General features: G+C 70.3%; 22 protein-coding genes. 10 read left to right on the forward strand and 12 right to left on the reverse strand.

Annotation, left to right across the window (positions count from 1 at the left end):
- Positions 1 to 9 precede the first annotated feature (9 nt).
- Positions 10 to 1278, reverse strand: coding sequence for a substrate-binding domain-containing protein (locus DFI_RS18100; RefSeq protein WP_027462290.1), 1269 nt, complete (start codon positions 1276 to 1278; stop codon positions 10 to 12).
- A 448-nt stretch (positions 1279 to 1726) separates the two neighbouring features.
- On the opposite strand from DFI_RS18100, the gene DFI_RS18105 reads away from it, so the two are divergent.
- From DFI_RS18105 to DFI_RS18140, 8 genes are read left to right on the forward strand one after another with little or no spacing between them, the layout of a single operon-like run.
- On the forward strand, positions 1727 to 2185 hold the full coding sequence (locus tag DFI_RS18105) for a hypothetical protein (RefSeq protein WP_118376025.1): 459 nt from the start codon (positions 1727 to 1729) through the stop codon (positions 2183 to 2185).
- A gap of 3 nt (positions 2186 to 2188) precedes the next feature.
- Positions 2189 to 2758, forward strand: coding sequence for a tetratricopeptide repeat protein (locus tag DFI_RS18110; protein WP_022802832.1), 570 nt, complete (start codon positions 2189 to 2191; stop codon positions 2756 to 2758).
- A complete protein-coding gene (locus tag DFI_RS18115; protein ID WP_027462292.1) occupies positions 2755 to 4155 on the forward strand; it encodes an O-antigen ligase family protein in 1401 nt (466 codons plus the stop codon). Before DFI_RS18110 ends, DFI_RS18115 begins: the two co-directional genes overlap by 4 nt.
- On the forward strand, positions 4148 to 5818 hold the full coding sequence (locus DFI_RS18120) for a tyrosine-protein kinase domain-containing protein (RefSeq protein WP_027462293.1): 1671 nt from the start codon (positions 4148 to 4150) through the stop codon (positions 5816 to 5818). Before DFI_RS18115 ends, DFI_RS18120 begins: the two co-directional genes overlap by 8 nt.
- Positions 5815 to 7089 carry an oligosaccharide flippase family protein gene (locus tag DFI_RS18125; RefSeq protein WP_051307534.1) on the forward strand — a complete coding sequence of 425 codons (1275 nt, stop codon included), beginning with the start codon at positions 5815 to 5817 and terminating at the stop codon, positions 7087 to 7089. The genes DFI_RS18120 and DFI_RS18125 overlap by 4 nt, the downstream gene beginning before the upstream one ends.
- Positions 7090 to 7091: 2 nt before the next feature.
- Positions 7092 to 8426 carry an O-antigen ligase family protein gene (locus DFI_RS18130; RefSeq protein ID WP_027462294.1) on the forward strand — a complete coding sequence of 445 codons (1335 nt, stop codon included), beginning with the start codon at positions 7092 to 7094 and terminating at the stop codon, positions 8424 to 8426.
- Positions 8423 to 9358 carry a glycosyltransferase family 2 protein gene (locus DFI_RS18135; protein WP_081425745.1) on the forward strand — a complete coding sequence of 312 codons (936 nt, stop codon included), beginning with the start codon at positions 8423 to 8425 and terminating at the stop codon, positions 9356 to 9358. The genes DFI_RS18130 and DFI_RS18135 overlap by 4 nt, the downstream gene beginning before the upstream one ends.
- Before the next feature lie 26 nt (positions 9359 to 9384).
- A complete protein-coding gene (locus tag DFI_RS18140; RefSeq protein ID WP_081425746.1) occupies positions 9385 to 10500 on the forward strand; it encodes a glycosyltransferase family 4 protein in 1116 nt (371 codons plus the stop codon).
- Between the two features lie 77 nt (positions 10501 to 10577).
- Here the strand turns inward: DFI_RS18140 and DFI_RS18145 are convergent, their stop codons facing one another.
- From DFI_RS18145 to DFI_RS20380, 3 genes are all read right to left on the reverse strand, one after another.
- The gene (locus DFI_RS18145; protein ID WP_051307590.1) at positions 10578 to 12524 is read right to left on the reverse strand and encodes a right-handed parallel beta-helix repeat-containing protein; all 1947 of its coding nucleotides are present in this window, start codon (positions 12522 to 12524) and stop codon (positions 10578 to 10580) included.
- Between the two features lie 431 nt (positions 12525 to 12955).
- Positions 12956 to 13969: a hypothetical protein gene (locus DFI_RS18150; protein WP_027462296.1), complete on the reverse strand. Its 1014-nt coding sequence runs from the start codon at positions 13967 to 13969 to the stop codon at positions 12956 to 12958.
- 108 nt (positions 13970 to 14077) lie between these two features.
- A complete protein-coding gene (locus DFI_RS20380) occupies positions 14078 to 15295 on the reverse strand; it encodes an acyltransferase family protein (RefSeq protein WP_022802841.1) in 1218 nt (405 codons plus the stop codon).
- Positions 15296 to 15878: 583 nt separating this feature from the next.
- Here DFI_RS20380 and DFI_RS18160 point away from each other — a divergent pair.
- A complete protein-coding gene (locus DFI_RS18160; protein WP_027462297.1) occupies positions 15879 to 16472 on the forward strand; it encodes a TetR/AcrR family transcriptional regulator in 594 nt (197 codons plus the stop codon).
- A 12-nt stretch (positions 16473 to 16484) separates the two neighbouring features.
- Here the strand turns inward: DFI_RS18160 and DFI_RS18165 are convergent, their stop codons facing one another.
- The 8 genes from DFI_RS18165 to DFI_RS20385 all read right to left on the reverse strand — a co-directional run bounded on the left by DFI_RS18165 (position 16485) and on the right by DFI_RS20385 (position 23761).
- The gene (locus tag DFI_RS18165) at positions 16485 to 16955 is read right to left on the reverse strand and encodes a GNAT family N-acetyltransferase (RefSeq protein ID WP_022802842.1); all 471 of its coding nucleotides are present in this window, start codon (positions 16953 to 16955) and stop codon (positions 16485 to 16487) included.
- Positions 16948 to 18108: an ABC transporter substrate-binding protein gene (locus DFI_RS18170; RefSeq protein ID WP_027462298.1), complete on the reverse strand. Its 1161-nt coding sequence runs from the start codon at positions 18106 to 18108 to the stop codon at positions 16948 to 16950. The genes DFI_RS18165 and DFI_RS18170 overlap by 8 nt, the downstream gene beginning before the upstream one ends.
- A gap of 64 nt (positions 18109 to 18172) precedes the next feature.
- Positions 18173 to 18685 (reverse strand): phage tail protein, encoded by a 513-nt coding sequence (locus DFI_RS18175; RefSeq protein ID WP_022802844.1) that lies wholly within the window; start codon positions 18683 to 18685, stop codon positions 18173 to 18175.
- An 11-nt stretch (positions 18686 to 18696) separates the two neighbouring features.
- Positions 18697 to 19218 (reverse strand): phage tail protein, encoded by a 522-nt coding sequence (locus tag DFI_RS18180; RefSeq protein WP_022802845.1) that lies wholly within the window; start codon positions 19216 to 19218, stop codon positions 18697 to 18699.
- Between the two features lies 1 nt (position 19219).
- Positions 19220 to 19720, reverse strand: coding sequence for a phage tail protein (locus tag DFI_RS18185; RefSeq protein WP_027462299.1), 501 nt, complete (start codon positions 19718 to 19720; stop codon positions 19220 to 19222).
- Between the two features lie 36 nt (positions 19721 to 19756).
- Complete coding sequence (locus DFI_RS18190; protein WP_027462300.1) at positions 19757 to 22456, reverse strand: hypothetical protein; 2700 nt, start codon at positions 22454 to 22456, stop codon at positions 19757 to 19759.
- Positions 22453 to 23541, reverse strand: a complete 1089-nt coding sequence (locus DFI_RS18195; RefSeq protein ID WP_081425747.1) for a hypothetical protein — start codon at positions 23539 to 23541, stop codon at positions 22453 to 22455. The genes DFI_RS18190 and DFI_RS18195 overlap by 4 nt, the downstream gene beginning before the upstream one ends.
- Before the next feature lie 52 nt (positions 23542 to 23593).
- Entirely contained in the window at positions 23594 to 23761 is a 168-nt protein-coding gene (locus DFI_RS20385) for a hypothetical protein (protein ID WP_155864506.1), read from the reverse strand.
- Between the two features lie 637 nt (positions 23762 to 24398).
- Between DFI_RS20385 and DFI_RS18200 the strand changes: the two genes are divergently transcribed.
- Complete coding sequence (locus DFI_RS18200) at positions 24399 to 24983, forward strand: hypothetical protein (RefSeq protein ID WP_027462302.1); 585 nt, start codon at positions 24399 to 24401, stop codon at positions 24981 to 24983.
- The last annotated feature ends 205 nt before the right edge of the window (positions 24984 to 25188 follow it).

Consider the following 25188-nt stretch of genomic DNA (forward strand, 5'->3'; position numbering starts at 1 on the left):
GTTTCAGGGTTACAGGGAGTGACGGTCGATGACCTGCGTCGGAACGGTCGCGAACGGGGGCAGGTCCCCGTGGCGGTCCCCGGCGGCCGCGCGGTCGGCCACGCACTGCGCGAGGACCTCCATGTCGTACGCGACGGTCGTGAGCACCGGGTCGAGGTAGCCCAGCAGCGGCTCGATGTTGTCGTACCCGACCAGGCCCACCTGGGCACCCAGCTGCCAGTCGGGCTGCTCGGTGCTCAGCAGGCGCAGCAGCTGCCGGGCCGTGATGTCGCTCATCCCGAGCAGGGCCACGCGCTGGCCCCGCTCGCCGATTCGCGTGTTGAGTTCCGTCATCAGCTCCGTGGGAATGGCGCTGGCCGGCAGGGCGGACCGGGGTTCCAGGGCGCCCGGCGTGGCGTTCAGGTGCTCCAGCAGGTCGGCGGCGTGATGCTGGTCGCGCTGGCGCAGTCGGGCCGCGGCGTCCGCGCGATTCAGCCCCGGGTCGGTCCACAGCCGCAGTTCCGGCCAGGGTCCGTCGTGCGCGTGCAGGGCCCGGGCCACGCCCTCCAGGCGGGCGCCCGTCAGCCAGCGGTCGCGGCTGAAGTACCCCAGGTGCAGGACGTCGTACCCGGCCTCCAGCGCGCGCCGCGTGAGGGTGGCCGAGGCCGTGCTCCAGTCCGGCGCGACGCTGGGCAGCGCCTCGTCCCGGCCGATCATGACGGCCCGGCGGCCCGTCGCGGCGAGCAGCCGCACGTGCTGGCCGGTGTGCGGGCCTTCCCACAGCACCATGCTGCTGGTCACGCCGGACTGCGCGAGGTCCGGCAGGCTGCCGGGGTCGGTGACGGGCGTGATGACCGGGTGCAGGCCGCGGTCCAGCACGGCGCGCATCAGGTGAAAGAGCATCTGGGCGTGGTACGGGTTGAACAGGTGGCTCATCTCCACGCACAGCGCCACGATGGGACTGCCCTGGTTGCGGCGGGCCTGGGCGACGAGGTCGGGCGTGTACCCCAGCCGGGCGGCTTCCTCCTCGATGTGGCGGAGCAGGTCGGGCCGCACGAGGTGCCGGGCGTCGGGCCGGTAGGCGCGGTTCACGGTCGCGACCGAGGTGTTGGCGGCCATCGCGACCCGGTCGCGGGCGCTGATGGTGTAGCGCAGCGCCCGGGCGCTGGCCATGACCTGCTCGACGATCTCGGCGGGCACCTCGCCCCGCAGGGCGAGGGCCTGGCGGACCTGGCAGGGTTCCAGGCGGGCGTGCTGGGCGATGCGTTCGACGTCGCGGTTGGAGATGGACTTCTTCATCGGCGGTCCCTCCGGTGTGCGCTGGGGGTGTGGGAGGCGCCTCCTGGCGGCGCTTCGCTGATGGCTGACCCGGGCACAGTGTGTGGTGGTGGGCAGGGTGGCGATGAGCAACCGAACGCCGTGCGGCGTACAGCCCTAGCTCATGCTTTCGTCATCCGCTTCAAATTGTTGCCTGCACCGTACACGAGACCATGCGGGAATTCCTGACGAAATCTAAAGGCCGGGCCTGCTGCCACACTCCCGGCCGCCGGGGTCCCGGCCGTCCTGGTGAGCAGAAGTTACTCATTGACGCTGCGAAAAAAGGCGGTCGGATCGGCCCTTGAGCGACCGCTTCTCAGTGCCCTGCGCTTCCATCATGAGCGGTACCTCATCAAGTCAACCGTGTTCGCCGCCCGCCGTTCGCCGCTTTCTCCAGCATCCTCAGCAGTGCGCTTTACAGGAGGCCGATATGTCCCCACGCCACCTTCTCCTTTCCCTCATGCTCGCCGCCGCGACGACCGCCAGCGCCGCCCCGCTCACCGGTCTGGCGCACAGCTTCGTGAACCGCCTCGCGCGGGCCGGCAACGTGCCGATGACCGGCATCGTCTTCACCCGCACCACCGCCACCACCCAGGTCGCCCGGTCCTTCAACGCCCGCAGCTACTGCCTGACCGACCCCACCCTGACGCGGCTGCAGGCGCAGCCCACCAACCGGGCCGTGCAGGCCCAGGTGTTCCTGGAATTCCGCTGCGTGAACACGGTGGGCGGCAAGGCCCTCACGCCGGACCTGGCCCTGGCCCTGCTGGAGGAACTGGGCTACAACCTCCAGGGCGACCTGCTGACCAGCCTGCTGAACAACCCCCCGGGCAGCAACGCGCTGCTCGAGGCCAGCAAGCACGCCGTCACTCCGCTCACGCCCCGCAACTGATTCATGACGCGCCGGCCGCTCGCCCTGATCACCTCGTTCCTGATCCTGGCCGCGACGGCCGCGCTGTGCGGCCAGGCCGTGAGCGCCTACCTGGTCAGCCGCGCCCGTGATCAGGCCGAGCGCCTGCGCCAGGAAGGCGAGTACGACCGCGCCTGGAGCACCCTGGAATCGGCGCTGCACCTCAGCCCCGACTCCCCGGACCTGTGGACGGAACTTGGGCAGACCTACCGCGCGGCGTGGTTTTTCCGGCAGAGCCCGGAGTTGCTCCGCTCGGCGCTGCAGGCCTACGAGCGGGCGGCCACGCTGCATCCGCTGAGCGCCACGCCCCCCGCCGAACTGGCGCGCACGCTGGCGCTGGGCGGGCAGTACGCGCAGGCAGACCGGGCGTACCAGCGTGCGCTCGTGAACGATCCGCGCAACCCGGGTCTGCTGGTGGACCGCGCCGCCGCCCTGGAGAAACTCGGCCGGCCGGCCGCGGCCCTGGCGCTGTACCGCTCGGCCGCCCACATCAAACCGAACGAGTACTCGCAGGCCGCCGAGCAGCGGCTCGCGCCCGCCCGGGAGGCCCCATGACCACCGCCTCACTCCTGAACGGGGAGGCCAAGATCGCGCGGGCGCTGGAACGCGCGGCGCTGCTGGCCCTCTGCGCCTTCGTGGCCTGGGGGCCGCTCGCGCAGGGCAGCACCTTCGCGGGCGGCCGGGCCGGCCTGACCGTGCTGGGGCTCCTGACCGGCGGCCTGTACCTGGCCAGCGCCGTCCTGTCCGGGGAGCGCCGCCCCTGGCGGTCCCTGTGGGTGCTGACCCTGCTGGCCCTGCTGGCCTGGACGGCCCTGAGCGTATGGCAGGCGAGCTCCCGCGCGGTGGCGCTGCCTCAGGGCCTGCTGCTGGGCAGCGTGTTCCTCGCGGCGCTCGCCGCGCGGGGCCTGCTCGTGCCGGCGGGCCGCCGCGGGCTGTTCGGCGGGTGGCTGCTGCTGGTCGCCGTGACGATGGCGGCCTACGTGGCCGTGCAGCACGTCGCGGGCGGCTTCACCCTGCAGGTGGATCCGGACACGCTCAGCGGCTTTTACTACCACCCGAGCCATTACGTGGGTTTCGTGACCCTGGCCCTGCCGGTGTGCGTCTGGGCGCTGTTCGAGGCGCGCGGCTGGCTCCCCCGGGTGGCCGGGCTGATCGCCGGTCTGATCCTGCTGGGGTCGCTGCTGTACACCAACTCCTCCAGCCTGCCCACCGCCCTGCTCGCGGCTGCCACCGCCACCGTGCTCGCCGTCTGGCGCCGGCACCGGCGCCTGGGACAGGGGGCCGCGGCGCTCCTGCTGCTCGGCGTGCTCGCCGGAGGCTGGCTGCTGGCGACCGCGCCGGGCCGGCAGACCCTGGACAGCCTGATGGGCGGCATTCAGACCAAGAGCGTGGACGCCTTCCTCACCGAGCGTGGGAAGCTCTGGGCGATGGACGCCCGCGCCGCGCACGCCGCGCCGCTGACCGGCGTCGGCCCGGGGCACTTCGTGGCCTTCATCACCCGCTTCCGGCCGGAACGGGCCGAGGGCGGCAGCGACCTGGCCTTCAACTTCGTGAACTACGCCCACAACGACTACTACCAGCTCGCCATCGAACTCGGCTGGCCGGGCCTGGGCCTGTACGCCCTGCTGCTCGTCCTGACGCTCGCCGCGGCGCCCCGGCAGGACCCGCTGGGCGCCTCACTGCTGGCCGGGCTGGGTGCCGTGTGGCTTTCCGGGATCTGGGACGCGCACGCCACCGTGGTGCCCGGCACCATGGCCTGGACCTGGGTGGCCTGCGGGCTGGTCGCCGCGCGCAGCGTGCGCGTGGAGCAGCCGCACGCCGTTACCGAGCCCGCGCTCCGTCCGGTCCTCCCTGGCCCGGCGCCGGACGTTCTCCCGCCCCCGCAGGCCCACGCCTTCCGGGCCTCCGCCGACCCTTCCCGCGCCCTGCCCGGAGGCCCGCCTCATGCATGACCGCACCTCGACCGACATGATCGACCTGACCCGCAGCCTGCAGGCGCTCCGGCAGTCCGCGTGGGCCATCCTGCTGTGCGCCCTGGCGCTGGGCGCCGGCGCCTACGCGTACTTCAAACGTCAGACGCCGATCTTTCAGGCGAGCACCATGATCGTCTCCACCGGCAGCCAGACCGGGAACCAGACCGTGAACCAGACCCTGGTGAGCGCCCCGCCCCTGCCGTCCGGCGCGCTGAAAGGCGCGCTGCTGAACTTGGACGTCCTGCGGGCCATCAACACCGGCCTGGACGGCCTGCAAGGCCTTGACCCTGCCATTCGCGTGGCGCTGCAGCGCAAGCTGCTCGGCGAGGCCGCCGCCGGGCGGTCCAGCACCCTGCGCGTGAACGGCGAGGTGGACCTGTACGGCAACGGCATCTACACCATCAGTGCCCGGCACACCGATCCCGGCGTGGCCGCGCAGCTCGCCAACCTCGCCACGGAGGCCATCATCGCCTGGGACACCCGGCGCGGCCTGGTGAAGGTCACGTCCGCCCGGCAGGCACTGGAGGTGCAGCTGCGGGACACCGAACGTCGCCTGGCGCTGCTCGGCCCGGTGGGTGCGCAACCCACCCGCGAGCAGGCCACCCTGCTGAACCAGCAGGCGGTGCGCACCAACGACCTGAACAACCTGCGCGCCCTGGAACGCGCCGTGGTGGGCTCGCTGTCGCTCGTCGCGCAGGCGGTCACGCCCCTGAAGCCGGTCTCCCCGCGCGCGGGGCGCAACGCGGTCCTGGCGGGCCTGTTCGCGCTGCTGGCGTCCTCGGTGCTGGTGCTGGTGCGGTCCTCGCTGTCGCGTGTGGTGTCCTCCGACCTGGACCTGCACGGCATGCAACTGCGTCTCCTGGGCGAGATTCCCCGTTTCCGCACCGCGAAGAAGGGCCAGTCGGTGCTGGCGATGCTGCACAAGGGCCAGGGCGCCGACAGCGTGGCGTTCCTCGCCAGCAACCTGCGCGGGCGCCTGGGGCAGGAAGCCCAGGACCGCGGGCAGGACGCCCGGACCCTGATGGTCACGTCCCTGCTGCCCGGTGACGGCAAATCCACCCTGGTCGCCGCGCTGGCCGGCAGCTTTGCGGCCTCCGGGCTGCGCACCCTGCTGATCGAGGCGGACGTGCGACACCCGACCCAGCGCGCCCTGTGGGGCCTGGCCGCCGAGACGGCCACCTGGGTGAACCTGCCGATGGCCGCGCCGTTCCCCGGTGAGGAGGCCCGCGACCTGCAGGCCGCGCTGCGCAACCCGGAAGCGGCGCAGGCCCGGCGCCTGAGCGAGCACCTGCATCTGGTGGTCACGGCCGCGCACGAGGGCGCCACCCGCCTGCCCACCGAGGCCTTCCGCGCCGCGCTGCACACCTGGACGCCGCGGTACGACGTGGTGCTGGTGGACGCCCCGCCCGCCCTGGCGATCTCCGACCCGCTGGAGATGGCGTCCATGGTGGGCGGCGTGCTGATCGTCCTGGAACCCGGGAAGGCCAACCTGTCGGGCGTGCAGCGCCTGCAGGACGCCCTGGAGCTCGCCAACGCGAACGTGCTGGGCGTGGCGTTCAACAAGATCAACCCGCGCCGGATCACGACCGGGTACGGCTACGGGTACGGGTACAGCAGCCCGGCCCGTCCGGTGAAGGCATGAGTGCAGCCGGCCCGGCCCCAGCGGCGGGGCTGCTGCGCAACATCGCGGCGCTGTACGGCGTGCAGATCGCCACGTTCGTGCTGCCGCTGATCACCGTGCCGTTCCTGGCCCGCACCCTCGGCCCGCACGCCTGGGGCGCCCTGGCGATCGCGCAGGCCTTCGGCGGCCTGGTGGGCCTGCTCGTGGATTACGGCTTCGACCTGTCCGGCACGCGCGAGGTCGCCCGGGACCGCGACCACCCGCAGCGCCGCGCCGAACTGCTCGCCGGGGTGCTGGGCGCCCGGCTGGCCCTGATGGCCGTGGGTGTGGTCGTGACCCTGGTCGCCGGGCAGATCGTCCCGGCGCTGGGCGACCCACTCCTGCTGTGGGCCGCGGTCGCCTGGGGCGCGGCGCAGGCCCTGAGCCTGATGTGGTACTTCCAGGGGCTCGAGCGCGTCACGCAGGTGGCGGGGCTGGACGTCGCGGCGAAGGTGGCGGTCACGGCCGGCATTCTCCTGCTGGTCCGCCGCCCCGCCGACGCGTGGCTGGTGCCGGCCCTGGGGGCGGGCGCGGCGCTCGTGTCGAACGCCTACGCGCTGTGGCTCGCGCACCGGGACACGCCCTTTTGCCGCCCCACCTGGCGCGGCACGCGGCACACCCTGCGCCTGGGCTGGAGCATGTTCGTGTTCCGCGGGTCGGCCGCGTTTTACAGCACGGCCAGTGCCTTCCTGCTGGGCCTGTTCGTGCCCGCGCAGCTCGTCGGGTATTACGCGGGCGCGGAGCGCATCGCGCGGGCCGCCCAGGGGCTCCTGACCCCGCTGCACCGCGCGCTGTACCCGCGCTTCGCCCGGGCGGCCGGCGAGGGCCGCGCGGCCCTGCGCCAGCAGCTGCCCGGCGGGCTGGCCGTGATGGGCGGCGCGGGCCTGCTGCTGAGCGTGGGCACCGTCCTGGCCGCGCCGCTGCTGGTGGGCGTGTTGCTCGGCCCGGGCTTCGAGGCGTCGGTGGCGGTGCTGCGCGTCCTGGCGGCGCTGCCGGTGGTGATCGGCGTGAACATGGTGCTGGGCCTGTTCTGGCTGGTGCCGCTGGGCCTGGACCGGGCGTTCAACCTCACGGTGGCCGGCGGGGCGCTCGTGAACGCCGCGCTGATCCTGCTGCTCGTGCCGCCCCTGGGGCCGCTGGGCATGGCGCTGGCCGTGCTGTGCACGGAACTGCTGGTGGGCCTGGGCCTGTACGCCCAGTACCGCGCGTCCCGACGCTCCCGCACGCCGCACGCCGCGGCCCTGGGAGGCTGAAGGTGCAGCTCCGCCGCCGCGAAACGGACCTGTGGCTGCACGTGGGCCTGTTCAGCCTGTACCTGGGCACCTTCTCCGTGTTCGGATTTGCCCGCCGGCTCGATCCGTCGCTGGGCAGCGCCGCGCAGCTGGGCCTGCTGCTGCTCACCTGGCTGCTGGTGCTGTACGCCGTGTGGCGTTCCCGGCGGCTGCCGATGTGGGGCGTGGTGCTGCTGGCCCTGCTGCCGTACGCACACATGGTCTGGTTCACCGCGACCGGGGAGTCCACGGCCGGGGCGTTCTCGTACGTGTACAAGTTCAGCGGGTTCCTGATCGCGCCGTACCTCTGGCTGTGGGCCCGCAACAGGGACGAGGGGCAGATCGAACGGACCCTGATGGTGCTCGCCACGGTCGCCGCGGCGCGGGCTGTGCTGACCTTCGCCGTGCCGGGCCTGGCGCCGGGCGCCGGCAAGTTCGCGGACGATTTCATCGTGTACGAGTGGGTGGGGCCGCTGCCCCGCATCTTCTACCCGGGCATGGCCCTGGTGTTCCTGGGCCTGACCGTCTCCCTGCGGAACATCTTCCAGACCTCGGACCGGGCGCTGCCGCTGGAAGTGGCGCGGGCCCTGCTGTTCCTGACGGCGCTGTGCGTGAACATGTCGCGCGGCATGCTGATCCTGGCGGTGCTGATCGTCACGCTGCTGGTGCTGCTGAAGTTCTCCAGCGGCGCCGTCGCCGCCGGACGCAAGGGCCGGCTCGTGCTGGGTGCCCTGCTGACCCTGTCAGGCACGGCGCTGGTCGTCGTGGCGACGCCCCTGGCCGACACCGTCGCCAACGCCGCGGCCGGCTTCGGCGGACAGGAACGCTTCAGTCTCGACCAGAAGAACCTCGACTGGCGGGCGCAGCAGGTCTCGGCCGCCTTCCGGCTGGTGCAGACCCCGGAAGCGCAGTGGCTGGGCGTGGGCACGAACACCTTCATCCCCGAGAGCCTGGAAAACCCCCGGCTGGGTGAGGTCACGAACGAACTGCATTACTCCTACGACTCGGTCCGCTGGACCTTCGGCACGCTCGGCCTCATTCTGCTGATCACCTTCACCATGGCCCAGCCGCTGGCCCGCACCCTGCTGCTGCGGCCCGCCACGCCGCTGGTCCTGCCCGCCCTGCTGACCGGGGCGTTCATCGGCCTGGTCGGCCTGTACACCGTGGTGTTCACCACCACCGACTGGAGTTTCGCGCTCACCGTGTGCGGCGCGTACCTGCACGCCCGCTGTGACGCCCGGCGCGCCCTGCCCGCGCCAGCCCGGCCCCGCCGGGCCGTTCCCGCCCTGAATGGTCCCGCCCGGAGGTTCCCCGCATGACACCCCTGCCGTCCCCCACCCTGGCCCCCGCGCCCACCTCCGCCCCCGCTCCCCGCCCGCGCGCTTGGCCGTCGGTGGGCATCGTCGTCATCAACTACAACGGCTGGGCCCTCACGGACGACTGCCTGCGGTCCCTGGCCGCCCTGGACTACCCGGACGCGCAGGTGATCCTGGTGGACAACGGCTCCACCGACGACTCGCTGGCGCAGCTCCGCGCCCGGCACCCGGACCAGCCGGTCCTGACCATTCCCCGCAACGTGGGCTTCACCGCCGCGAACAACATCGGGACCCGCGAGGCGCTGCGGCGCGGCCTGGACTACGTGTGGCTGCTGAACAACGACACGGTCGTCCCGCCGGACGTGCTGCGCGAACTGGTCAAGGTCGCCGAGGACCACCCGCGGCTGGGCGCGGTCACGTCCGTGCTGTACCACCTGCGCCGTCCGGAGGAACTGCAGAGCTGGGGCGGCGGGTACGTGGACCTCTGGCGCGGCAGCGCGGCGCTGTTCGAATCTCCGGTGGACTGGGCGCGGCTGGACTTCCTGGCCGGCACCAGCCTGCTGGTGCGCACCCGGGCCCTGCAGGAGGTCGGCCTGCTCGACGAGCGGTACTTCATGTACTGGGAAGACGCCGACCTGTGCTTCCGGCTGCGGCAGGCCGGCTGGGGCCTGGGCATCGCCGAACGGGCCCGGACCTGGCACCTGGGCGCGGCGTCCATGGGCATGAGCACCATGACCGACAAGAGCACCGCGTACGAACTGCAGTTCACCAAGAGCGCCGTGCGGTTCTTCCGCCGGCACTCGCCGGTCCCGGCGGTGGCGCTGCTGGCCGGGCCCGGCACGTACCTCGTCAAGCGCGTGCTGCGCGGACAGTGGCAGCGCGCCGCGGCGGTCGCGCGGGGCGGCTGGCTGGCCGTCCGCCCCGACCCCCGCTGACCTCGCCACCGGCGTCAAGGAGGCACATGTACCGAGTCATGGGAGTGGACACCGAAGGCGACGTGGACTTCCGGGTGGTGCGAGGCCGCAACCTGTCTCTGTACCGGGCGCTGTCGGCTCACGCGCAGATCGTGGACCGGTTCACACCCGCCCTCAGCGGCATGCCCATGATGATGAACTACGCCTCCAGCTTCCGGCCGCATCCCTACCGCTGGAAGGGCGTCGCCAACCTGAACCCGCGCACCTTCCGCGTCCGCAGCGACCTGGCCCTGCGGCGCCTGAATGCCCGGCGCGGGCAGTTCGACGTGGTGCTGCAGATTTTCGGGATGTTCTCCGTGGCCGGGCACGGCTTTCCGGTAGCCCTGTACCTGGACAACACCATGGCCCTGACCATGCGGCACTACCCGCAGTGGAACCCCATGAGCGACCGCGAGCGGCGCGAGTGGCTGATCCTGGAGCGCGAGGCGTACCACGCCGCCGACCGGATCTTCGCGATGTCCCAGGCGGTGCACCAGTCCCTGCTCGACGATTACGGCGTGCCGGCCGACAAGGTCCTGACCGTGGGCGCCGGGGCGAACTTCACCATCGACCCGGACGGCAAGGACGCCTACGACCAGCAGACCGCGCTGTTCGTCGCGTACGAGTTCGACCGCAACGGTGGCCGGACGCTGCTGGACGCCTGGCGGCGCGTGCGGGCCGACCTGCCCGGCGCCCGGCTGCAGATCGTGGGGCCGCGGCGGCCGGTGGCGCTGGCCCTGCCGCCGGGTGTGGAGTGGTTCGGCCCGGTCCGGGACCGGGAGCGGCTGCGGTCACTGTTCCACGGCGCGACGGTGTTCGTGCTGCCCAGCGTGTTCAATCCCTTCCCTCACGTGCTGCGCGAGGCGATGGCGGTGGGCCTGCCATGCGTCAGCACCAACCACGTCGCGATTCCCGAGATCGTGATGGACGGCGTGACGGGCTCCCTGGTGGCGGTGGACGACGTGCCGGCCCTGGCCGGCGCGCTGACGGAACTGCTGGGGCAGCCGGCCATGGCCCGGCAGTACGGGCAGGCAGGGCTGGAGGCCGTGTCGCACGCCATGTCGTGGGATCAGGTGGGCGCCCTGGTGGCCGATCAGCTGAAGGTGCTCGCCGCGCAGCCTTGAACGGAAAGCCGCAAAGCGGCCCCCGCCCGGTGAGGGGCGGGGGCCAGCAGGTCAGGCTCCAGTGACGGTGCGGGGGGTTACTGGCAGGTGACGGTGACGCCGGTGCCGGTGTTGCCGGAGCAGGTATTGCTGGTGCCGGAGTACACGATGGCCTTGCTCACGGCGCTGAAGCTGTTGGTGGTGAAGGTGTTGTTGTTGTTGCCGGTGTTCGCGGCGTAGATGCCGGTGCTCATGCCGCTGAAGGTGTTGCCGCTGAAGGTCGTGCCGTTCACGTACAGGTCGAACATCACGCCCATCTCGCCGGCAGTGGCGAAGGTGTTGCCGGTGAACTTGTTGCGGGAGGCGTTGCGGTTGAAGATCACGCTGGTCCGGGCGCTGCCCTGGAAGGTGTTGTTGGCGACGGTGTTGTCGTTGCCCATCAGGCGCATGCCCACGAAGGAGTTGCTGACCTTGTTGTCGCTGATGGTGATGCCGCTGGGCACCGGGCCGCTGCCGTGCGCCTGGAGGCGGATGGCGTCCTCGTAGCCGTAGGGGGGCTGCTTGCCGCTGCTGGCGCCGAAGGTGCCGTAGGTGGTGTTGCCGCTGACCCGGCCGCCGATCACGCTGCTGATCTGCAGGGCGGTGGAGCCGTACTGGTGGGCGCCGGAGAAGCCGCGCACGGTGTTGTTCTCGATCACGCCGTTGCTGACCTGGCTGACGCCTTTTTCCGGGAGGGGCATGATCTTGATGCCGTCGGTGGCGAAGCCGTCGAGGTTGTTGCCGCGGAACACCACGTTGGAGGCCCCTTCGGTCTTCATGCCGGTGTTGCCGATGGCGCTGACCACGTTGTTCTCGATCAGGTAGTCGCCGCCGAGCTGCCCGAGCAGGCCGATGCCGCCGGTCAGGACGGTGCTGCCGTGACCGGTGATGCGGTTGCCGCGCCAGGTCTGCTTGCTGGACGCGGAGCTGAACACGCCGTGGTACTTCACGCCGGAGACGGTGTTCGTGCTGACGGTGGTGCCGCTGGTGTTCTCCACGTACACGCCGCAGCCGCCGAGCTGGCTGATGGTGTTGCCGTCCACGACCGCGCCGCTGCCGCCGCTGACGCGCACACCGTCGATCCAGCCAGTGCCTTCACCGGCGCCGATCACGGTGAAGCCGCGCACGGTGGTGTTGGTGGTGTTGGTCAGGTGCAGCAGGGCCGCGCCGGTAAAGCCGCTCTTGGCCTTGATGGTGGCGCCCTGGCCGACGTAGGTCAGGCCGCTGACGCCGCTGAAGGTCACGGCGCGGCTGATGAGGTACGTGCCGGACGGGAAGATCAGTGACTTGCCGCTGCTGGCCGCTTTCTGCAGGGCGGCGGTGTCGTCGGTCACGCCGTCGCCCTTCGCGCCGAAGGTCTTCACGTCCACCGCGTCGGTGGGGGCCGGAGCAGGCGTGGGGGTCGGCGTCGGAGTGGGGGTCGGGGTGGGTTCAGGCGCGGGCGCCGGAGCGGTGGTGGCGACCGGGGTCAGGGTCAGGTAGTCGATGTAGGCGTTGCGGTCACCGCCGGCGCCACTCAGGTCGTTCACGAACACGGCGCTCAGCACCTGCCCGGCGGTGAGGCTCAGGTCGCCCAGGGCGAGGGGGGCGTAGGTGAGGCTGGTGATTTCCACGCGCTTGCGCTCGGTGCCGTTCACGCGGATGCTGAGGATGACGTTGCCCTGGTACGCGGTTTCGCGGGCCTGCAGCGCGGCTGTGAAGGTGCCGGTGCTGGGGACCGTGAAGGTCGCGGCGTTCCCGTTGCCCAGCAGAGTCACGGTCTGCTGGCCTTCGGCTTTGGCGTCGTACTCGGTTCTGCCGCCACTGGCGACGCCGGGTTGCACCTTGATGGGCGTGGTGGACTCGGCGTTGATGGTGGGGCTGCTCACCGTGGTGTCACTGGTGGGGGCGGTGACCTGGTCCTGGGCGGGGGCGGGGGTGCCGGTTCCGCAGGAGGCGAGCAGCAGGGCGGTACCGAGGAGCGCAAAGCGGAGGGCGGCGGGGCGGGCGGCGAAGCGGTGAGACACGTGTTTCTCCAGAGCTGCAGGGTGCAGGGCGGGCATGCGGTGGTGCATGCACGAGCGGGGTCGACAGTGAGGATGAACGGCGCGTGGGTGCGCCGCTGGGCCAGGGCGTGCTGGTCGGGTGGATCTGACCGGCTGCTGATGGTGAATTTAATCTGGCCTTATGGAGACCGTAATAAAGAATTTCACTTCCCTTAATCTGAGTAACTCATGTGAGAAGCTCAAAGCAATCTTGGACTGTCTTCAGCCCTGTCTAGACAAATTGTCTCTCATGCTCGACAAATCCAGAATTTCGTGGTTGCAGCATGCGACAACATCCAGGCGGGAGGGAATCCCTCCCGCCTGGACGGCATTTTTCGTTGGTCGCCTACGCTTTTTTGACCCTGGGAATGGCCCCTACTCCTTCCCAGAGTATGTCCAGAGCGAGCTCCAGCTCAGTTGCGCGGAGTCAGTGGGGTCACGGCCTGTTCGGTCATGGCCTGCAGCCAGTTCACCGGCAGAGGATCATCCAGACTGGCCACAAGATCCTTCGGCGCACTGGTCTGCAATTCATCGGGCGCGGATACCGTCGGCGTGGGCGCGGCCTCACTGACCACAGGCGCCGCCGCCGCAGACACGGGCGTCGTATGGTTCGCCATTTCCCCACTTCCCCTATGCAGGTCCAGGGGCCTGGGAGCACTCACGGGCGCCGCGGCGGCTGGGGTCCGTGCTGGTGAGCTCAATGCCGCCACAGCCTCTGCCGGGTTCAGGGGAGGGCCGCGCAGGGTGACGGCGAAGTCCGCCACGAACTGTGTGTTGCCCGGCGAGGCCTGCAGCGCCTCTAGCACCCGCGGGGTGACCAGCCGCCCCACCCCGGCCATCATTCGGGCGATGTCCAGCGTGGCGGTCGGCCGGTCCATGGCACTTTCCGGAATGATGTACCCGGCGGCCCGCGTCAGCCTCAGGACCACTTTCCGCGCCTCACCCGTGATGGGCCGGGCGCCCGCACTGTCCGGGGCGGGCGTGACCGCTGCCGAGCCGGGGGGGCCCCCGGGCCGGCTGGGCTGACCGTCCACCGCCGGAACCTGCGCCGCTGCGGTGCCTGCCCTGGAGGTGGAGGCGGGCGTCTGCTCCTGGGCAGGGACCGCAGCTTTCGGGGCGTCCCCGGGCCCGGCTGCCGGGGGCAGCGTCAGCACCTGCGCGCGCAGCTCGGCCATGCCGGCCAGCGGCGTGCGCTGACTGACAGTCACTCGCTGAAAGCCGACCACGGCACCCAGGCCCGCCGCGCAGACCGCGAGCACGATCATGCCGTCGGAGACCGTGCGGGCGAGCGCCGGCCGGAGGGCCAGGGCGTTGCGCATCCGGTCCAGCGGCGTGGCGGTCACCACTGGGCGGGTCACCGCCGGCACCCGCTGCGCGTTCAGTTCCTTCAGATCGGTTCGGTTGACATTACGGTCCATGCGGGTCACCTACAGAGGTGCGGGTACCGGGGGCGGTCACGGCGTCCCCCCAGGGTAAGGGCTGGGCGCCCACGGCCGGAATGACGATCCGTCATTCATGCACCGCCCTTCACGCGCTCAGGTGCGGGACGCGGCCGCCGTCCGGGCGCGGCGGGCGCCGCGACTCCATTCGATGCTGGGTCGCTCGACCGCCCGGTATGCCAGGGTCGAGACCGGAATCACTGCAGCTGCGGTCAGCAGCAGCAAGGAGCCCAGGGGCAGGTGCGTGCCCAGGCCGTACAGGAAAGCCAGCAGCACCACGCCGTGGTAGAGGTACAGGCTGTAGGAGATCCGCCCCAGGAACTGCAGGACGGGCCACCGGGAGAGTCGCAGCAGGCGCGGGGAGTGCGCGAAGACCAGGACCAGCATCAGCGCGCCCGGCAGGATCAGCAGGTCGCCCACCCGTGAGGTCACGCCCAGGTGCGCCATCAGCGGCTGGCCGTACGTGAACGAGATCAGCCCCACGCCGATCAGGGCGCCCTTGCGGGCGGGACCGAGCGCCGCGTACCACGCGCCCACCACGCCCCGGTGCCGGGCCATCAGCGCGCCCAGCGCGAAGAAGATCAGGTAGTGCAGGGTGTTCAGGTAGGGCGTCAGGACGAACGCCGCGTGCGGAGCCCGGTGAAGGAGCAGGTGGGTCACGGCGTTCGCCCCCAGGCTCAGCAGCAGGCCGCCGACGATCACGTGCCGAGCGCGGCATCGCACGATCAACAGGTACAGCACCGGGAAGATCAGGCTGACCTGCATTTCCTGCACCAGTGACCACAGCACGAAATCGTACGGTTCACTGTTGGGGTTGCCGATCACCAGCACGTGCTGCAGAAAGGTCTGCAGGTCCGGCGGGTGCTGCCACAGGGTGTTCACCCAGGCACCGTACCCGGGCAGGGCGTGCCCGCCCAGGGTGTCTGCCAGGCCGATGCTGACCAGCACCGCCACGAGATACGGCGGGTACAGTCGCCACAACCGGCGCCGCACGTACGTGCCGTAGGTCATGGGCCGTCCGGCCAGCATCAGGTACAGCACGAAGCCGCTGAGCAGGAAGAACACCAGCACCGCCTCGGACCCGGCAAACAGCAGGAAGGCCGGCGTGAGCCTCAGCGCTCGCAGGACCTCCTGCAGGGCCGCGTCGTGCGGACTGAGGCTCTGGTGCACCAGCAACGTCAGGTGAAACACCACGACCGACAGCGCCGCCAGACCGCGCAGGGCGTCCAGGGCGCTGTGGTGCGGGGCGGGCGGCGCGGCGGGTTCGGAAACTGGGGCGGACGGGAGACCCTGAGTGGGAACGGTGCTGAGCATCGGTGCACTCCTTTCAGACAGAGATGACAGGATCAGGCCCTCATCCTCCCTCATCCGCGAAGGACGTGTGGGCGCACCTTCACCTGACCACCCGTTGCTCTTCCGGCCCGTGGAGAGCCGGTGCAGGTCGGAGCGGCAGTCCCGGCCAGGGAGAACAGGGATGTGATGGGCGTGCCGAGGAGCGGCCGAACCTCCTGGTCGGTGGCAAACTCCCAGCGCCGCCCCGAGGCAAAGCAGAACGTGAAGGACGCTTGTGCGTGAGTCAGGTGCCAAAGCCGAAGCGCTGCGGGTGAAGCCCCCGCCCGGCAATGGATACTCCCCAGGTTTGTGCCGGCGTACACCAGGGGAACAGTGCCGATTGCTACGGCGGAAACCCCCGTCATTGGGTGACGCCGGCAATCGCGTTCGGCAGGTGTCTAAGGTACGTGGGTGATGGTTCCGAAAGTCGGCGCACATGGACCGGGGGATGGTTGTGGGGTCTCGGGCAGGCCACATGCCAGGCTGAGCATTCCAGCCGGCAGGCCCACCCACGATCAAAAAATCTGTCAAGTAACGAAATGTCAGTAGTGTAGGATGAGCGCCAATGACCACGCCCACGCCACGGCGCCGCCGGCTCCAGGCCCAGGATCGCCGCACCCAGATCCTCGACCAGGCCGCCGCGCTCTTCATCGAACGCGGCTTCGAAGGCGTGAGCATGGCCGACATCGCCCTCGCCCTGCACACCTCCCGGCCCACCATCTACACCTACTTCCCGTCCACTGAAGCGATCCTCGCCGAACTGCTCGACCGCCGCCTCGAACACCTCCCAGAGCGCCTGGCCCAGCACCTGCACACCGAGGACCTCACAGCCTTCAGCGAACTCTTCCAGGCCATCTTGCAGGAGAGCGAACTTCTCAAGCTCCTGCACAGCGGCGGCGGCCCGCAGTTCCGCAGCCGCCGCGCCGAATTCCTCAGCGCCCTGCAAAGCCGGCTGAACCTGGAGCAGCTCCCCGGCCTGAAAGGCGAGACGCTGAACGCCCACCCACTGCTCCTGCCGCTGCTGCTCGACCTGATCACCCAGGTGGCCTACCGCCAGGTCACGGACCCCGCCCCCGATCCGGACGGCCTGCTCCCACTGCTCAACACCTTCATCCGTGGCGGAGTGCACGCCGTTGCCGCTCACGACCCTCACTCCTGACCGGGGCAAGACTCAGGGCGTCCAGTGCATCACCACATTCAGAGTGTCGTCGCCCACCTCATGAAACCCCAGGCGCCTGTACAGCCGCCGGGCCGGCGAATCCGCGCGCACGTGCAGCCGCACGCCGCCCGGGCCGCACGTCGCCTGCACGGCCCGCAGGGCCGCACTCCCGACGCCGCAGCCCTGCCAGGCCGGCAGAACAGCGAGATCGACCACCAGCGTGATCTCCTCCTCTTCGGCGAGCAGCAGCATGCCGACCGGCCCAGCTGCCCCCAGCAGGATTAGGCGGCGGGCATGCGGATATCGGGCCGCGTACCCGGCCGCCCGCGCCCGGTACTGAAGGTCGAGCAGGACGCCCCGCTCCGGCAGGCCCTCGAAATCCACCTGCGTCTCCGCGTGCAGCGTCCGCAGGAACATCTCGTCCTCCGACGTGGCCGCCCGCCACAACCGTGACGGGTTGACCGGGTGCCCGGGTTCAGGCATGCAGGTACGTGTACAGCCACCCACTGCGCAGGTCCTCGCCCCGGTGCAGCCCGGCCGGCCCGTCGGCCAGCGGCTTGTCCGGCAGTCCGCCACCGCGACGCCAGAGGGGCGTCCCCGCCAGCCCCGACTCGTTCGCCCGCAGCGGCCCGCGGGCACCAGGGACAGCCGCGTGCATCAGCCCGCTGTACTGGGCCAGCGCCCCGGCCGTCGCCGGCAGTGACGACAGCCCGGCAACCATCCAGCGCCCGGCGTCAAAGCCCAGTTGCGCCCCCGGGTGTCCGGCGTCGTCCCCCAGCGCCGCGCTCGCCAGGCCGTCCGCTCTGGAGGGTGCGGCCAGCACCGACGGGACGCCCGCCAGCCCGGGCGCCGTGAGCCCTCCTTTTGTCACGCTCAGCCCGGCCTGCTGCAGGGCCAGGATGACTTCCGCGCCCTGACCGCTGGCAAGCACGTGCGCCGCCCGCGCGCCGCTGACCCGGACGGCGTCGACCGCGCCGGCCACGTCCGGTCGGCGCGAGGCGAACACCGTGGAACCGGCCAGCGTGCCACCCGCGGCCGTGAACCCGGCGCTGAAGGCATACGGAAGATCGTACCCGGCCTCCACATCGGACATCAGCAGGTGAACGGCCGCGCCGGACGCCGAGCGCGCCAGCGCCTGCCCGTGGCCCCACTCGGCCTCCCAGGTCCGCAGGGAAAGCGTCACAGTCAACGGCGCCGGACGGTGCGTGCCCGGCAGGAGCGCGCCAAGTTCCGCGGCCAGGACCGGGACCGGCCGGGCATGCAGCAGTCCGGCCAGCGCGGCTGCCAGCCCGTCGCCCAAGAGAATCAGCGCCTCACAGCCGTCGTCCAGGGCCGCCTGCGCGGCCTGCGCGGCCTCGCGGGGCAGCGGGCCGGTGGAGTAGGTCCGCAGCTCAACCGCCTGCCCGGGCGCCCCCGCCCGCACGCCCCGCGTGAAGGCGGCCCCCAGGTCAGGGTAGAGGCTGCGGGCGGGCAGGACCAGCCCCACACGCAGCGGCAGCCGCGGGGTGGCGGAAGGGGCCGCGAGGGCCGACGGGGCACCACCGGTCACGCTGAGAGCCCCCAGGGCGGCCAGCGTCTTGAGCAGGCCCCGCCGGGTGGGCGGGGTGGGGGCGGCAGAGTCAGGCAGGTCGGTCATGGAAGGCCTCCACGGACAGCCGCAGGGCAGCTCTCCGGTCGGAAATGTGCGGGCGCGCGGGCGGTCAGGAACGCGGCGGGAAGACGCCCTGCAGGGCGATGATGAACGTCAGCATCAGATATGGCGCCTGGTTGTTGTGAGGCTGGTTGCCGCCAGCGAGGTTCACTGCGCCGGGATGCATCGCGACGTTGGCCGCGCCGGCGTACGGCGTGAGGTTCACGCCCCGGGCCAGCGCCTTCCCGGCAGGCACGGCACTCTCAGCCGGATCGGGCAGACCCCGCACCTGGTGGGTGTGCGCCGGCATCTCTGTGGACAGCAGGGTGACGCTGTCGCTGCCCCCCGGCTCGCCGAGCGGCCGGAGCGAGAGACCTGGGCCCTGTCCCTGATGGACGGGCACGCGGTTCCGCAGGTCCGGCAGGGCGAAAGTGGTGCGGCCGTCGCCGCCGTAGGTGGTGCCGAGCAGACTGAACAGCGCGGTGTTCTGCGAGATCGGGAGGATCTGGCCATCACACCTGGCCCAGCCCGTCGGGGCGAAATTTCCGGCGAACAGACGGATCTCTCCAACAAATGGGTCCATGACTCGGTCCTTTAGGCCTGGCTCGGGAAGATCCCGTACAGGGAAATGATGAAGGAGAGGGGCAGATAGGGAGCCATATTCTCGTGCGGCTGGCTGCCTCCGGTCCCGCCCAGAGCGGCCGCGTTCATCGCCATGACCGGCATGTCGTCCAGATACGCCTGCCCGGCCGCCGGGCGAGCCAGGACCCGGCCCTGCGGCGCACCGCTGGTGGCCGGCGCTCCGCTGGCCATCAGCGCATGGGAGTGTGGGGGCAGCTGAGCCTGCGTCAGGGTGACGGTCTCGACGCCGCCCACAGCGCCCATGGGGTAGGGAGTCTGAATTCCAGGCCCCTGACCCTGATGCAGCGGAGAGCGGCCGCGCAGGTCCGGCAGGGCGAATGTCGACTGCCCGTCGCCACCGTAGGTCGTCCCGATCAAGGTGAACAGGACGTCATTTTCGGAGATCGGCAGAAGCTGCCCGTCACAGAAGGCCCAGCCGGCTGGGGCAAAGTTTCCGGCGAACATGCGGATCTCACCGACGTAAGGTTGGCCCATATCAATTCCTTGAGGGGAAGATCCCCTGCAGCGCGATGATGTAATTCAGGACCAGGTAAGGAGGCCGGTTCTCATGGGGTTGACCGCCGCCGACGGCCTGAATGGACGATGAGTTCAACGCCACGCTGCCCGCACCATCCGTGTACAAGGCGACCTCACCTGTCGCGGCGAGGACGTTCCCGGCTGGGCCGATGGCGCTGCCGGGGCTGCTGCTGGCGTTCAACGCGTGATTGTGCGCCGGCACCTCGTTGGTATTCAGCGTGTGTAATTCCTGGCCGGCCATCTGCCCTGGGTAGGGACCGCTCGCATGCATCGGCCGGCGCCCCCGCAGGTCTGGAAGGGCGAAGTTTGTCTGCCCGTTCCCGCCATACGCCGTGCCAAGCAGGGAAAACAGCGCCTGATTCTGGTTGATGGGCAGCAGCTGGCCGTTACACATCGCCCAGCCTTTGGGCGCGAAGTTGAAGCTGGTAAGGCGGATTTCCGCCAGGAAGGGTTCAGACATGCCGGTCTCCTGAAAACTGAGGTCGGTCCCGGCCGTTCACGGCAGGGTGCAGGTGCCGTTCTGCGGATCGAGGGGGGCGCTGCGGATTCGTGCAGTGGAGGGAGAGTTCGCCGCCTGAATAAAGCTGATCGCTCCGGCATCGCTGGTGTTCGTGATACCGGGCAGCACCAGGACGCTGCCTGGGCGTTTCCGCAGCGCGAACCCGCTCAGGCTGGACCCGGCTGCGGCCTGGACGTTGTTGGCCGCGGCATTCAAGCAAAGGGTACTGGTGTCGGTGGTGTTGATGCCGGCCAGCACCGACACGCCGTCCCGGCCATTCCCAGCCGGACTGGCCACGGTATTGCGCTGCAACGTCACGTCCAGCCGGCCGCTCCCAGCCTCGCCCGCCGACAGGCTGATGCCGTACGTGCCGAAGGACGTGACCTGGTTGTCCGTGACGCTGAACACGCCATTGCCCGGACCGGCCTGGGAGAGGGTGATGCCATTGCCTGTGCCGGTCGTGGCCATGCTGAAGGTGTTGCTCGTGATCTGGCCGCGGTCGGTGGCACCGGCACTGCGATTCTGGGCACTGTAGACGAGCCCGCCACCTCCGACTGTTTGAGTAAAACTGCTGGATTCGATGGTGTAGTCGTTCGTACCGCTTCCACCAGGACTGAGGAGCAGGCCTGTTCCGTTGTTCACGAAGCTGCTTTGTAGTACAAGCAGATTGAGGCGACCAGTGGAAACGGCTGGAAGCTCGTACGCCAGCCCGGTGGCACTGTTCTGAACCTTCACGTCGATAAGCTTCACGTCCAAGAGGCCGTTTCCTGGCTCGAGGCGGTAGCCTGCACCTCCAGTGGACTGCACCGTTCCGCCAGAACCCACCGTTCCCGCACTGCGGACCGTGAAGTTCCCCGTGAGATTGGACAGCAGGACGCCGGGAACCCCGCCCGTGCTGGCTGCATCGACACTGTTGATGTCGGCGAGAATCTGACCGCCGCGCAGATCAAGCGCTGGGCCCGCCGTGGCGCGCACCACATCAGCCAGCAGGGTCAGCTGGCCGACATTTGCTCCCATGACCCCGCCAGTGGTGCCAGTGATGCTGACCCCCTGGACCTTGTTGCCGGTCGCCAGGGTGAGTCCCACGCCCGCTGGGTTGTTCAGCGCACTGGATTGCGGCCCGAAGGGCACAATGAGTGTGGAGCCGGCGCGAAGCTCTGCTCCCTCTCCGAGCAGACGCTGATTGTCCTTCAGGGCCAGAGCACCGTTCATACCGCCCGTGCCCCTGAACAGGTAGAGGGTGTCACCGATCGCTGAGGCGCTTTGCAGGCTCGCCACCGTGTTGAACGGCGTGTCCTGGCGGCCGTCCCCGCCGGCCGCGGCCGTGTCTCGGGCGAACCATACGCGTCCACTGACGCTCACCGGGGCAGTCTGCACCGGACTGGTGCAGCCGTGTCCGTCGGAGACGGTGTACTTCAGCTGGTCGGTCACAGCGGGCGCGCCGTCCCCGACCTTGGAGGTGAACGTGAAGGCCCCATCACCTGACATGTTCAGCTGGCCGCCACGGGCAGTGCCCTGACCAGCGAACGTCAGCGTGGTCGCTGGCCCGGAGGGCGTGGTGGGGTAGGCGGCGTAGTACTGTCCCAGGCCGGTTTCGGTTGGAACGGGGTAGTTGACATTCCCGGGCGTGAAGTAGGAAGACGGCAGGGCCTTCAGGGCGACGTCGCCGCCCAGGTGGGTCAGGCGGCCGTTGCCGGGGGCGCCGGCGGTGGTGGCCGAACCGATGAATACCGCGTTGCTGCCGGCGTAGGAGGTGCCGCACAGTAGCGCCACCTGCGCGCCGCCCAGCGCCGTGGCGCGGGCCTGGACGGTCCCCAGGGCCTGTTCCTCGGGGCTTTCGGTCACGCGGGTCACGCTGTCGTCGGCCACGGCGAAGGTCATGTTGAAGGAGTACGGGTCGTCGGCCACGCTGGCCTGGAGCGGGAGTTTCAGCCCGATGGTGACCACGCCGGCGTAATCGTCTGCGGCCGGAGTGGCAGGCAGGGCGCGGCTGGCAGTGTTCACGCGGTGGCGCACCACGTACCCGAAGGGGAAGGCGCGGGTCACGCTGCCGGCCGTGAGGGGCTGAACCTCGTCCTCCGCGAAGACCTGCAGGTCCTCCCCGCCGGGCAGCAGGGTGGGGCGTTCGGTGCCGCGGTCGAACATCAGTCCGGCGGTGGGGGTGATGGTCGTGGCGGCGCTGGCGTCAGCGGGGGAGCCGTCGTATTTCAGCAGGGCGCTGTAGGGCGTGTTGGGCACGGTGCCGGCAGTGCTGGCCGCGACCAGCGTGAGGTTCTGCCGGGCGGTGGGGTACGCGGCGCCGCTGCCGTCGGCGTTGCGGACGAGGAAGGTGGCGTACAGGTACCGCACGCCGTCCACGCCGCGGGTGCCGGTGGTGAAGGTGCCGTGCGACAACACTTTCAGCTGCACGCTGCTGCGGTCGGTCAGGGCGGCCGGGCCGAGCGCCCCGGAACTCGGGACGGCCACCTTCAGGCCGGCCGGGTCGGTAAGGCCGCTGAAATTCACGGTGACGGTGCCCAGGGCCTTGAGGTCACTGCGGGCGGGCGGGGGGACGGTGCCGCTGGTGGGCGGCGGGGGCGTCGCTGGGACCGGGGCGGGGGCAGGCGCCTGGAAGCAGGCGGACAGCAGCAGGGCGGGCAGCAGCGCACTCAGGCGCAGGGCGGCCTTCGGGTGGGTGGACCGTGCGGGGCTGGTCATGGGCAGCTGCTCCCTTTCACGAGGTACGTGGCGGCGGGGTCGCCCGCCTGCCCGGCGATGCGGACTTCCGGAATGCAGCGGGCCGGGACGGCGCCGGTCACGCCGGCCGGATAGCTGCTGCCCGGCAGGACGTTCACCTCGGTGGCGCCGGCCAGGGCGGCCCGGGCGTTCACGGCGGCGTTCCCGAGGGCCTGTTCGTCCAGGCTCTGCGTGACCCGGGTCACCTCGTCCTCCACGACCAGCAGCACCATCCGGAACCCCCATGGGTCGCGCTTGGAGCCCTGGGAGGGCGTGCGGGCGGGGTCGTCCGGCTGGAGGGGCAGGCTCACGGAGAAGGTCACGCGGCCGTCGAACTGAGCCGGGGCGGGGCTCGCGCTCAGGGTGCGGCCACCGGACAGGGTGCGCACCACGAACCCGTACGGCAGGACGCTGTTCACGCCGAGCTGCGCGTACGTGAGCGGCTGTCCTGCCGGGTCGCGCAGCGCGCCGGGGGCCACCTCGCTCTCGGGGTACACCTGCAGGTCCTCCCCGCCCGTCGAGAGGACCGGTGCGGCGCGCAGCGGGTCCATGCGCATGGCGTGCGTGGGCAGGAAGGTCCGGGCCAGTCCGGCTTCGGCGGCCGCGCCGCCGAAGGTGGTGACGGCGCGGAAGGCGGTGCCGTCCAGCGTATCTCCGGCGTTCACGGCGATCAGCGTGATGTTCTTCCGAGGCCGGGCGGCGGGGGTGCCGTCACTGTCGGCGTTCCGGACGCGGTACGTGGCGCTGACGTACCGGCGGCCGTCCACGCCGCGGGTCCCGGTGTTGAACACGGTCAGCGTGAGCGGCTCCAGCTGCAGGCCGCCCGCCTGGTGGGTGGTCGCCTGCGGGGTCAGGCCGGCGGTCGGCTCCAGGGTCCGGAGGGACGTGGCCGGGGCGTCGGTGCCGAGCCCCTGCAGACTGACCTCGACCAGACCGATGACCTGAGGTCCGGGGGCGGGGGCGGGTGCCGGGCGGGGGGCGCCGCAGGCGACGAGGGGCACCGTCAGGCACAGGCTGAGCAGCCAGACGGGCCTGCGGGGGCGATGCGCACGCGGGAGGGTCGTCATGAGGACTCCTTGCGGGATGCGGGGGAAGTCGCCCGGGGGCGCGTGACGGGGCTCAGGCAGGCTGGGAGGAAGGATCGTTGCGGTGGCCGCCCGGGCCGACTGGCACGCTGACGGCCAGGGTCAGGGCGTGCCAGGTGCCCAGACTGGTGAGCTGCGGGGCGCAGTAGGGGCGCTTCACCCGCTGTGCGGGGGTGGGCTGGTGGGCAGGGGTCGGCTGCATGGCACCTCCAGAAGTAGGTGGGGTCTGAGAACGGGGAGACGAAGCGGCGGGCGCGGAGGGGCGACTGCTGGGTTCCTACTCTGAGGAGTTTATGAAGTATATCTCGTTTCCTGGCCTCATGAGAGCTCAGACGGATGGGTTCCATGTCAGGGCAGTCGTTCAGTTCGGATGGCCAAAGGGACCCTGCAGAACCATCACCTTCTCCTACATGAACCTCACATGGCGTCCTTAAAGCAGAGGGAAACGAAGAAGGTTGTCTGGAAAGGGTTTTTCCGCTTAAGGCCGATGCGGGAGACAGCCGATGAGATGCCGTACGGGTCCAACAGACACGTGCAACCCCCACTTCGAGCTCAGTCCTGGCTGCATGGAAAGGATCTTTATCTATTCATCAGATTCGGTGGCCGTCTTTTTCCAGCTCCAGAGCACAATGCCAGACGACGATCACTCCTGACCTGACTGAATAGCTCTTCTTACCGCAGCCTGTCAGATTGCCTGAATCCGCTGCCCGCTGCTGATGCGGTTCGCCGCCCTGCGGTTTCGTCCAGGGGGGCACTTTTCGTCTTCTGCTCCCGACTGCCGGATGCCCTGAGTGGCCGTAAGGAGCGGCTGAGCCGCACGATCCTACGCTGAGCGCACTATGGAATGCGCCCTGAACCTGCGGAACAAAAAGAGCCTGATTCTGACGGCCATTGCCGCCGCGACGTTCATGACGAGCTGTGGTGGCGCGGGAACGCCGGCGCCGCAGGCAGCGTCGGCGGCGACCAGCACCACCCAGCCGATCAACTGGGCCACGCCGCCCCTGGTGATCCTGTCGCGGGACGGCCAGCAGGCCCTGAACCTGCTGCGCAGCGCGGGCAGCACGGACTACACCGAGAACGATTACGTGAATGTCGTGGTGACGACGCCGCTGCCGGGCGAGTACCGCCGCCGCGTGCAGAGCCGGCCGCAGGTGTTGGGAATGCACGAATGGGTGAACGACACCATCACTGACCTGCACGCGCCCATCCAGGCCCACTGGGTCCGGGCGTACCAGATGCAGGCGGGCCTGACGCCGGCGGAGGTCGTCGCAAACTGCCAGGCGGATCAGGTGGGGGGAGACTCCTGCGCGGCGTCGATGCAGGGGGCCAGCCACGCTTCGGTGGAGCGGCAGGCGGAGGCGGACAGCTGGGTGCTGATTCTGGCGTCTATCGATCAGCCGATCCGCATTCAGCCTGGGCGCTGACTGCCAGAGCCCCTACCGGCCCCGCTTCTGCGCGGGGCTTTTTCGTTTCGGGCTGAGGAAGGAGAGGTTGAGCGTAGGGAAGTGCCGGCCCGGGCTGTTCGGGTGGGGAAGACGTGCCGCACAGCCAGAGTTGAGCAGAGACCTCAGGACAAACTGGACATTGACATCTATTTTTCCTGAGCCTACACTGCCGCCAGATAACTGG

It is taken from the genome of Deinococcus ficus (genome assembly GCF_003444775.1).
Taxonomy (GTDB): Bacteria; Deinococcota; Deinococci; order Deinococcales; family Deinococcaceae; genus Deinococcus; species Deinococcus ficus.

Bases quoted from the DNA above. Each gene is read 5' to 3' on its own strand.
- DFI_RS18100 (WP_027462290.1), bottom strand. From the start codon at position 1,278: ATGAAGAAGTCCATCTCCAACCGCGACGTCGAACGCATCGCCCAGCAC.
- DFI_RS18105 (WP_118376025.1), top strand. From the start codon at position 1,727: ATGTCCCCACGCCACCTTCTCCTTTCCCTCATGCTCGCCGCCGCGACG.
- DFI_RS18110 (WP_022802832.1), top strand. From the start codon at position 2,189: ATGACGCGCCGGCCGCTCGCCCTGATCACCTCGTTCCTGATCCTGGCC.
- DFI_RS18115 (WP_027462292.1), top strand. From the start codon at position 2,755: ATGACCACCGCCTCACTCCTGAACGGGGAGGCCAAGATCGCGCGGGCG.
- DFI_RS18120 (WP_027462293.1), top strand. From the start codon at position 4,148: ATGCATGACCGCACCTCGACCGACATGATCGACCTGACCCGCAGCCTG.
- DFI_RS18125 (WP_051307534.1), top strand. From the start codon at position 5,815: ATGAGTGCAGCCGGCCCGGCCCCAGCGGCGGGGCTGCTGCGCAACATC.
- DFI_RS18135 (WP_081425745.1), top strand. From the start codon at position 8,423: ATGACACCCCTGCCGTCCCCCACCCTGGCCCCCGCGCCCACCTCCGCC.
- DFI_RS18140 (WP_081425746.1), top strand. From the start codon at position 9,385: ATGTACCGAGTCATGGGAGTGGACACCGAAGGCGACGTGGACTTCCGG.
- DFI_RS20380 (WP_022802841.1), bottom strand. From the start codon at position 15,295: ATGCTCAGCACCGTTCCCACTCAGGGTCTCCCGTCCGCCCCAGTTTCC.
- DFI_RS18160 (WP_027462297.1), top strand. From the start codon at position 15,879: ATGACCACGCCCACGCCACGGCGCCGCCGGCTCCAGGCCCAGGATCGC.
- DFI_RS18165 (WP_022802842.1), bottom strand. From the start codon at position 16,955: ATGCCTGAACCCGGGCACCCGGTCAACCCGTCACGGTTGTGGCGGGCG.
- DFI_RS18170 (WP_027462298.1), bottom strand. From the start codon at position 18,108: ATGACCGACCTGCCTGACTCTGCCGCCCCCACCCCGCCCACCCGGCGG.
- DFI_RS18175 (WP_022802844.1), bottom strand. From the start codon at position 18,685: ATGGACCCATTTGTTGGAGAGATCCGTCTGTTCGCCGGAAATTTCGCC.
- DFI_RS18180 (WP_022802845.1), bottom strand. From the start codon at position 19,218: ATGGGCCAACCTTACGTCGGTGAGATCCGCATGTTCGCCGGAAACTTT.
- DFI_RS18185 (WP_027462299.1), bottom strand. From the start codon at position 19,720: ATGTCTGAACCCTTCCTGGCGGAAATCCGCCTTACCAGCTTCAACTTC.
- DFI_RS18190 (WP_027462300.1), bottom strand. From the start codon at position 22,456: ATGACCAGCCCCGCACGGTCCACCCACCCGAAGGCCGCCCTGCGCCTG.
- DFI_RS18195 (WP_081425747.1), bottom strand. From the start codon at position 23,541: ATGACGACCCTCCCGCGTGCGCATCGCCCCCGCAGGCCCGTCTGGCTG.
- DFI_RS20385 (WP_155864506.1), bottom strand. From the start codon at position 23,761: ATGCAGCCGACCCCTGCCCACCAGCCCACCCCCGCACAGCGGGTGAAG.
- DFI_RS18200 (WP_027462302.1), top strand. From the start codon at position 24,399: ATGGAATGCGCCCTGAACCTGCGGAACAAAAAGAGCCTGATTCTGACG.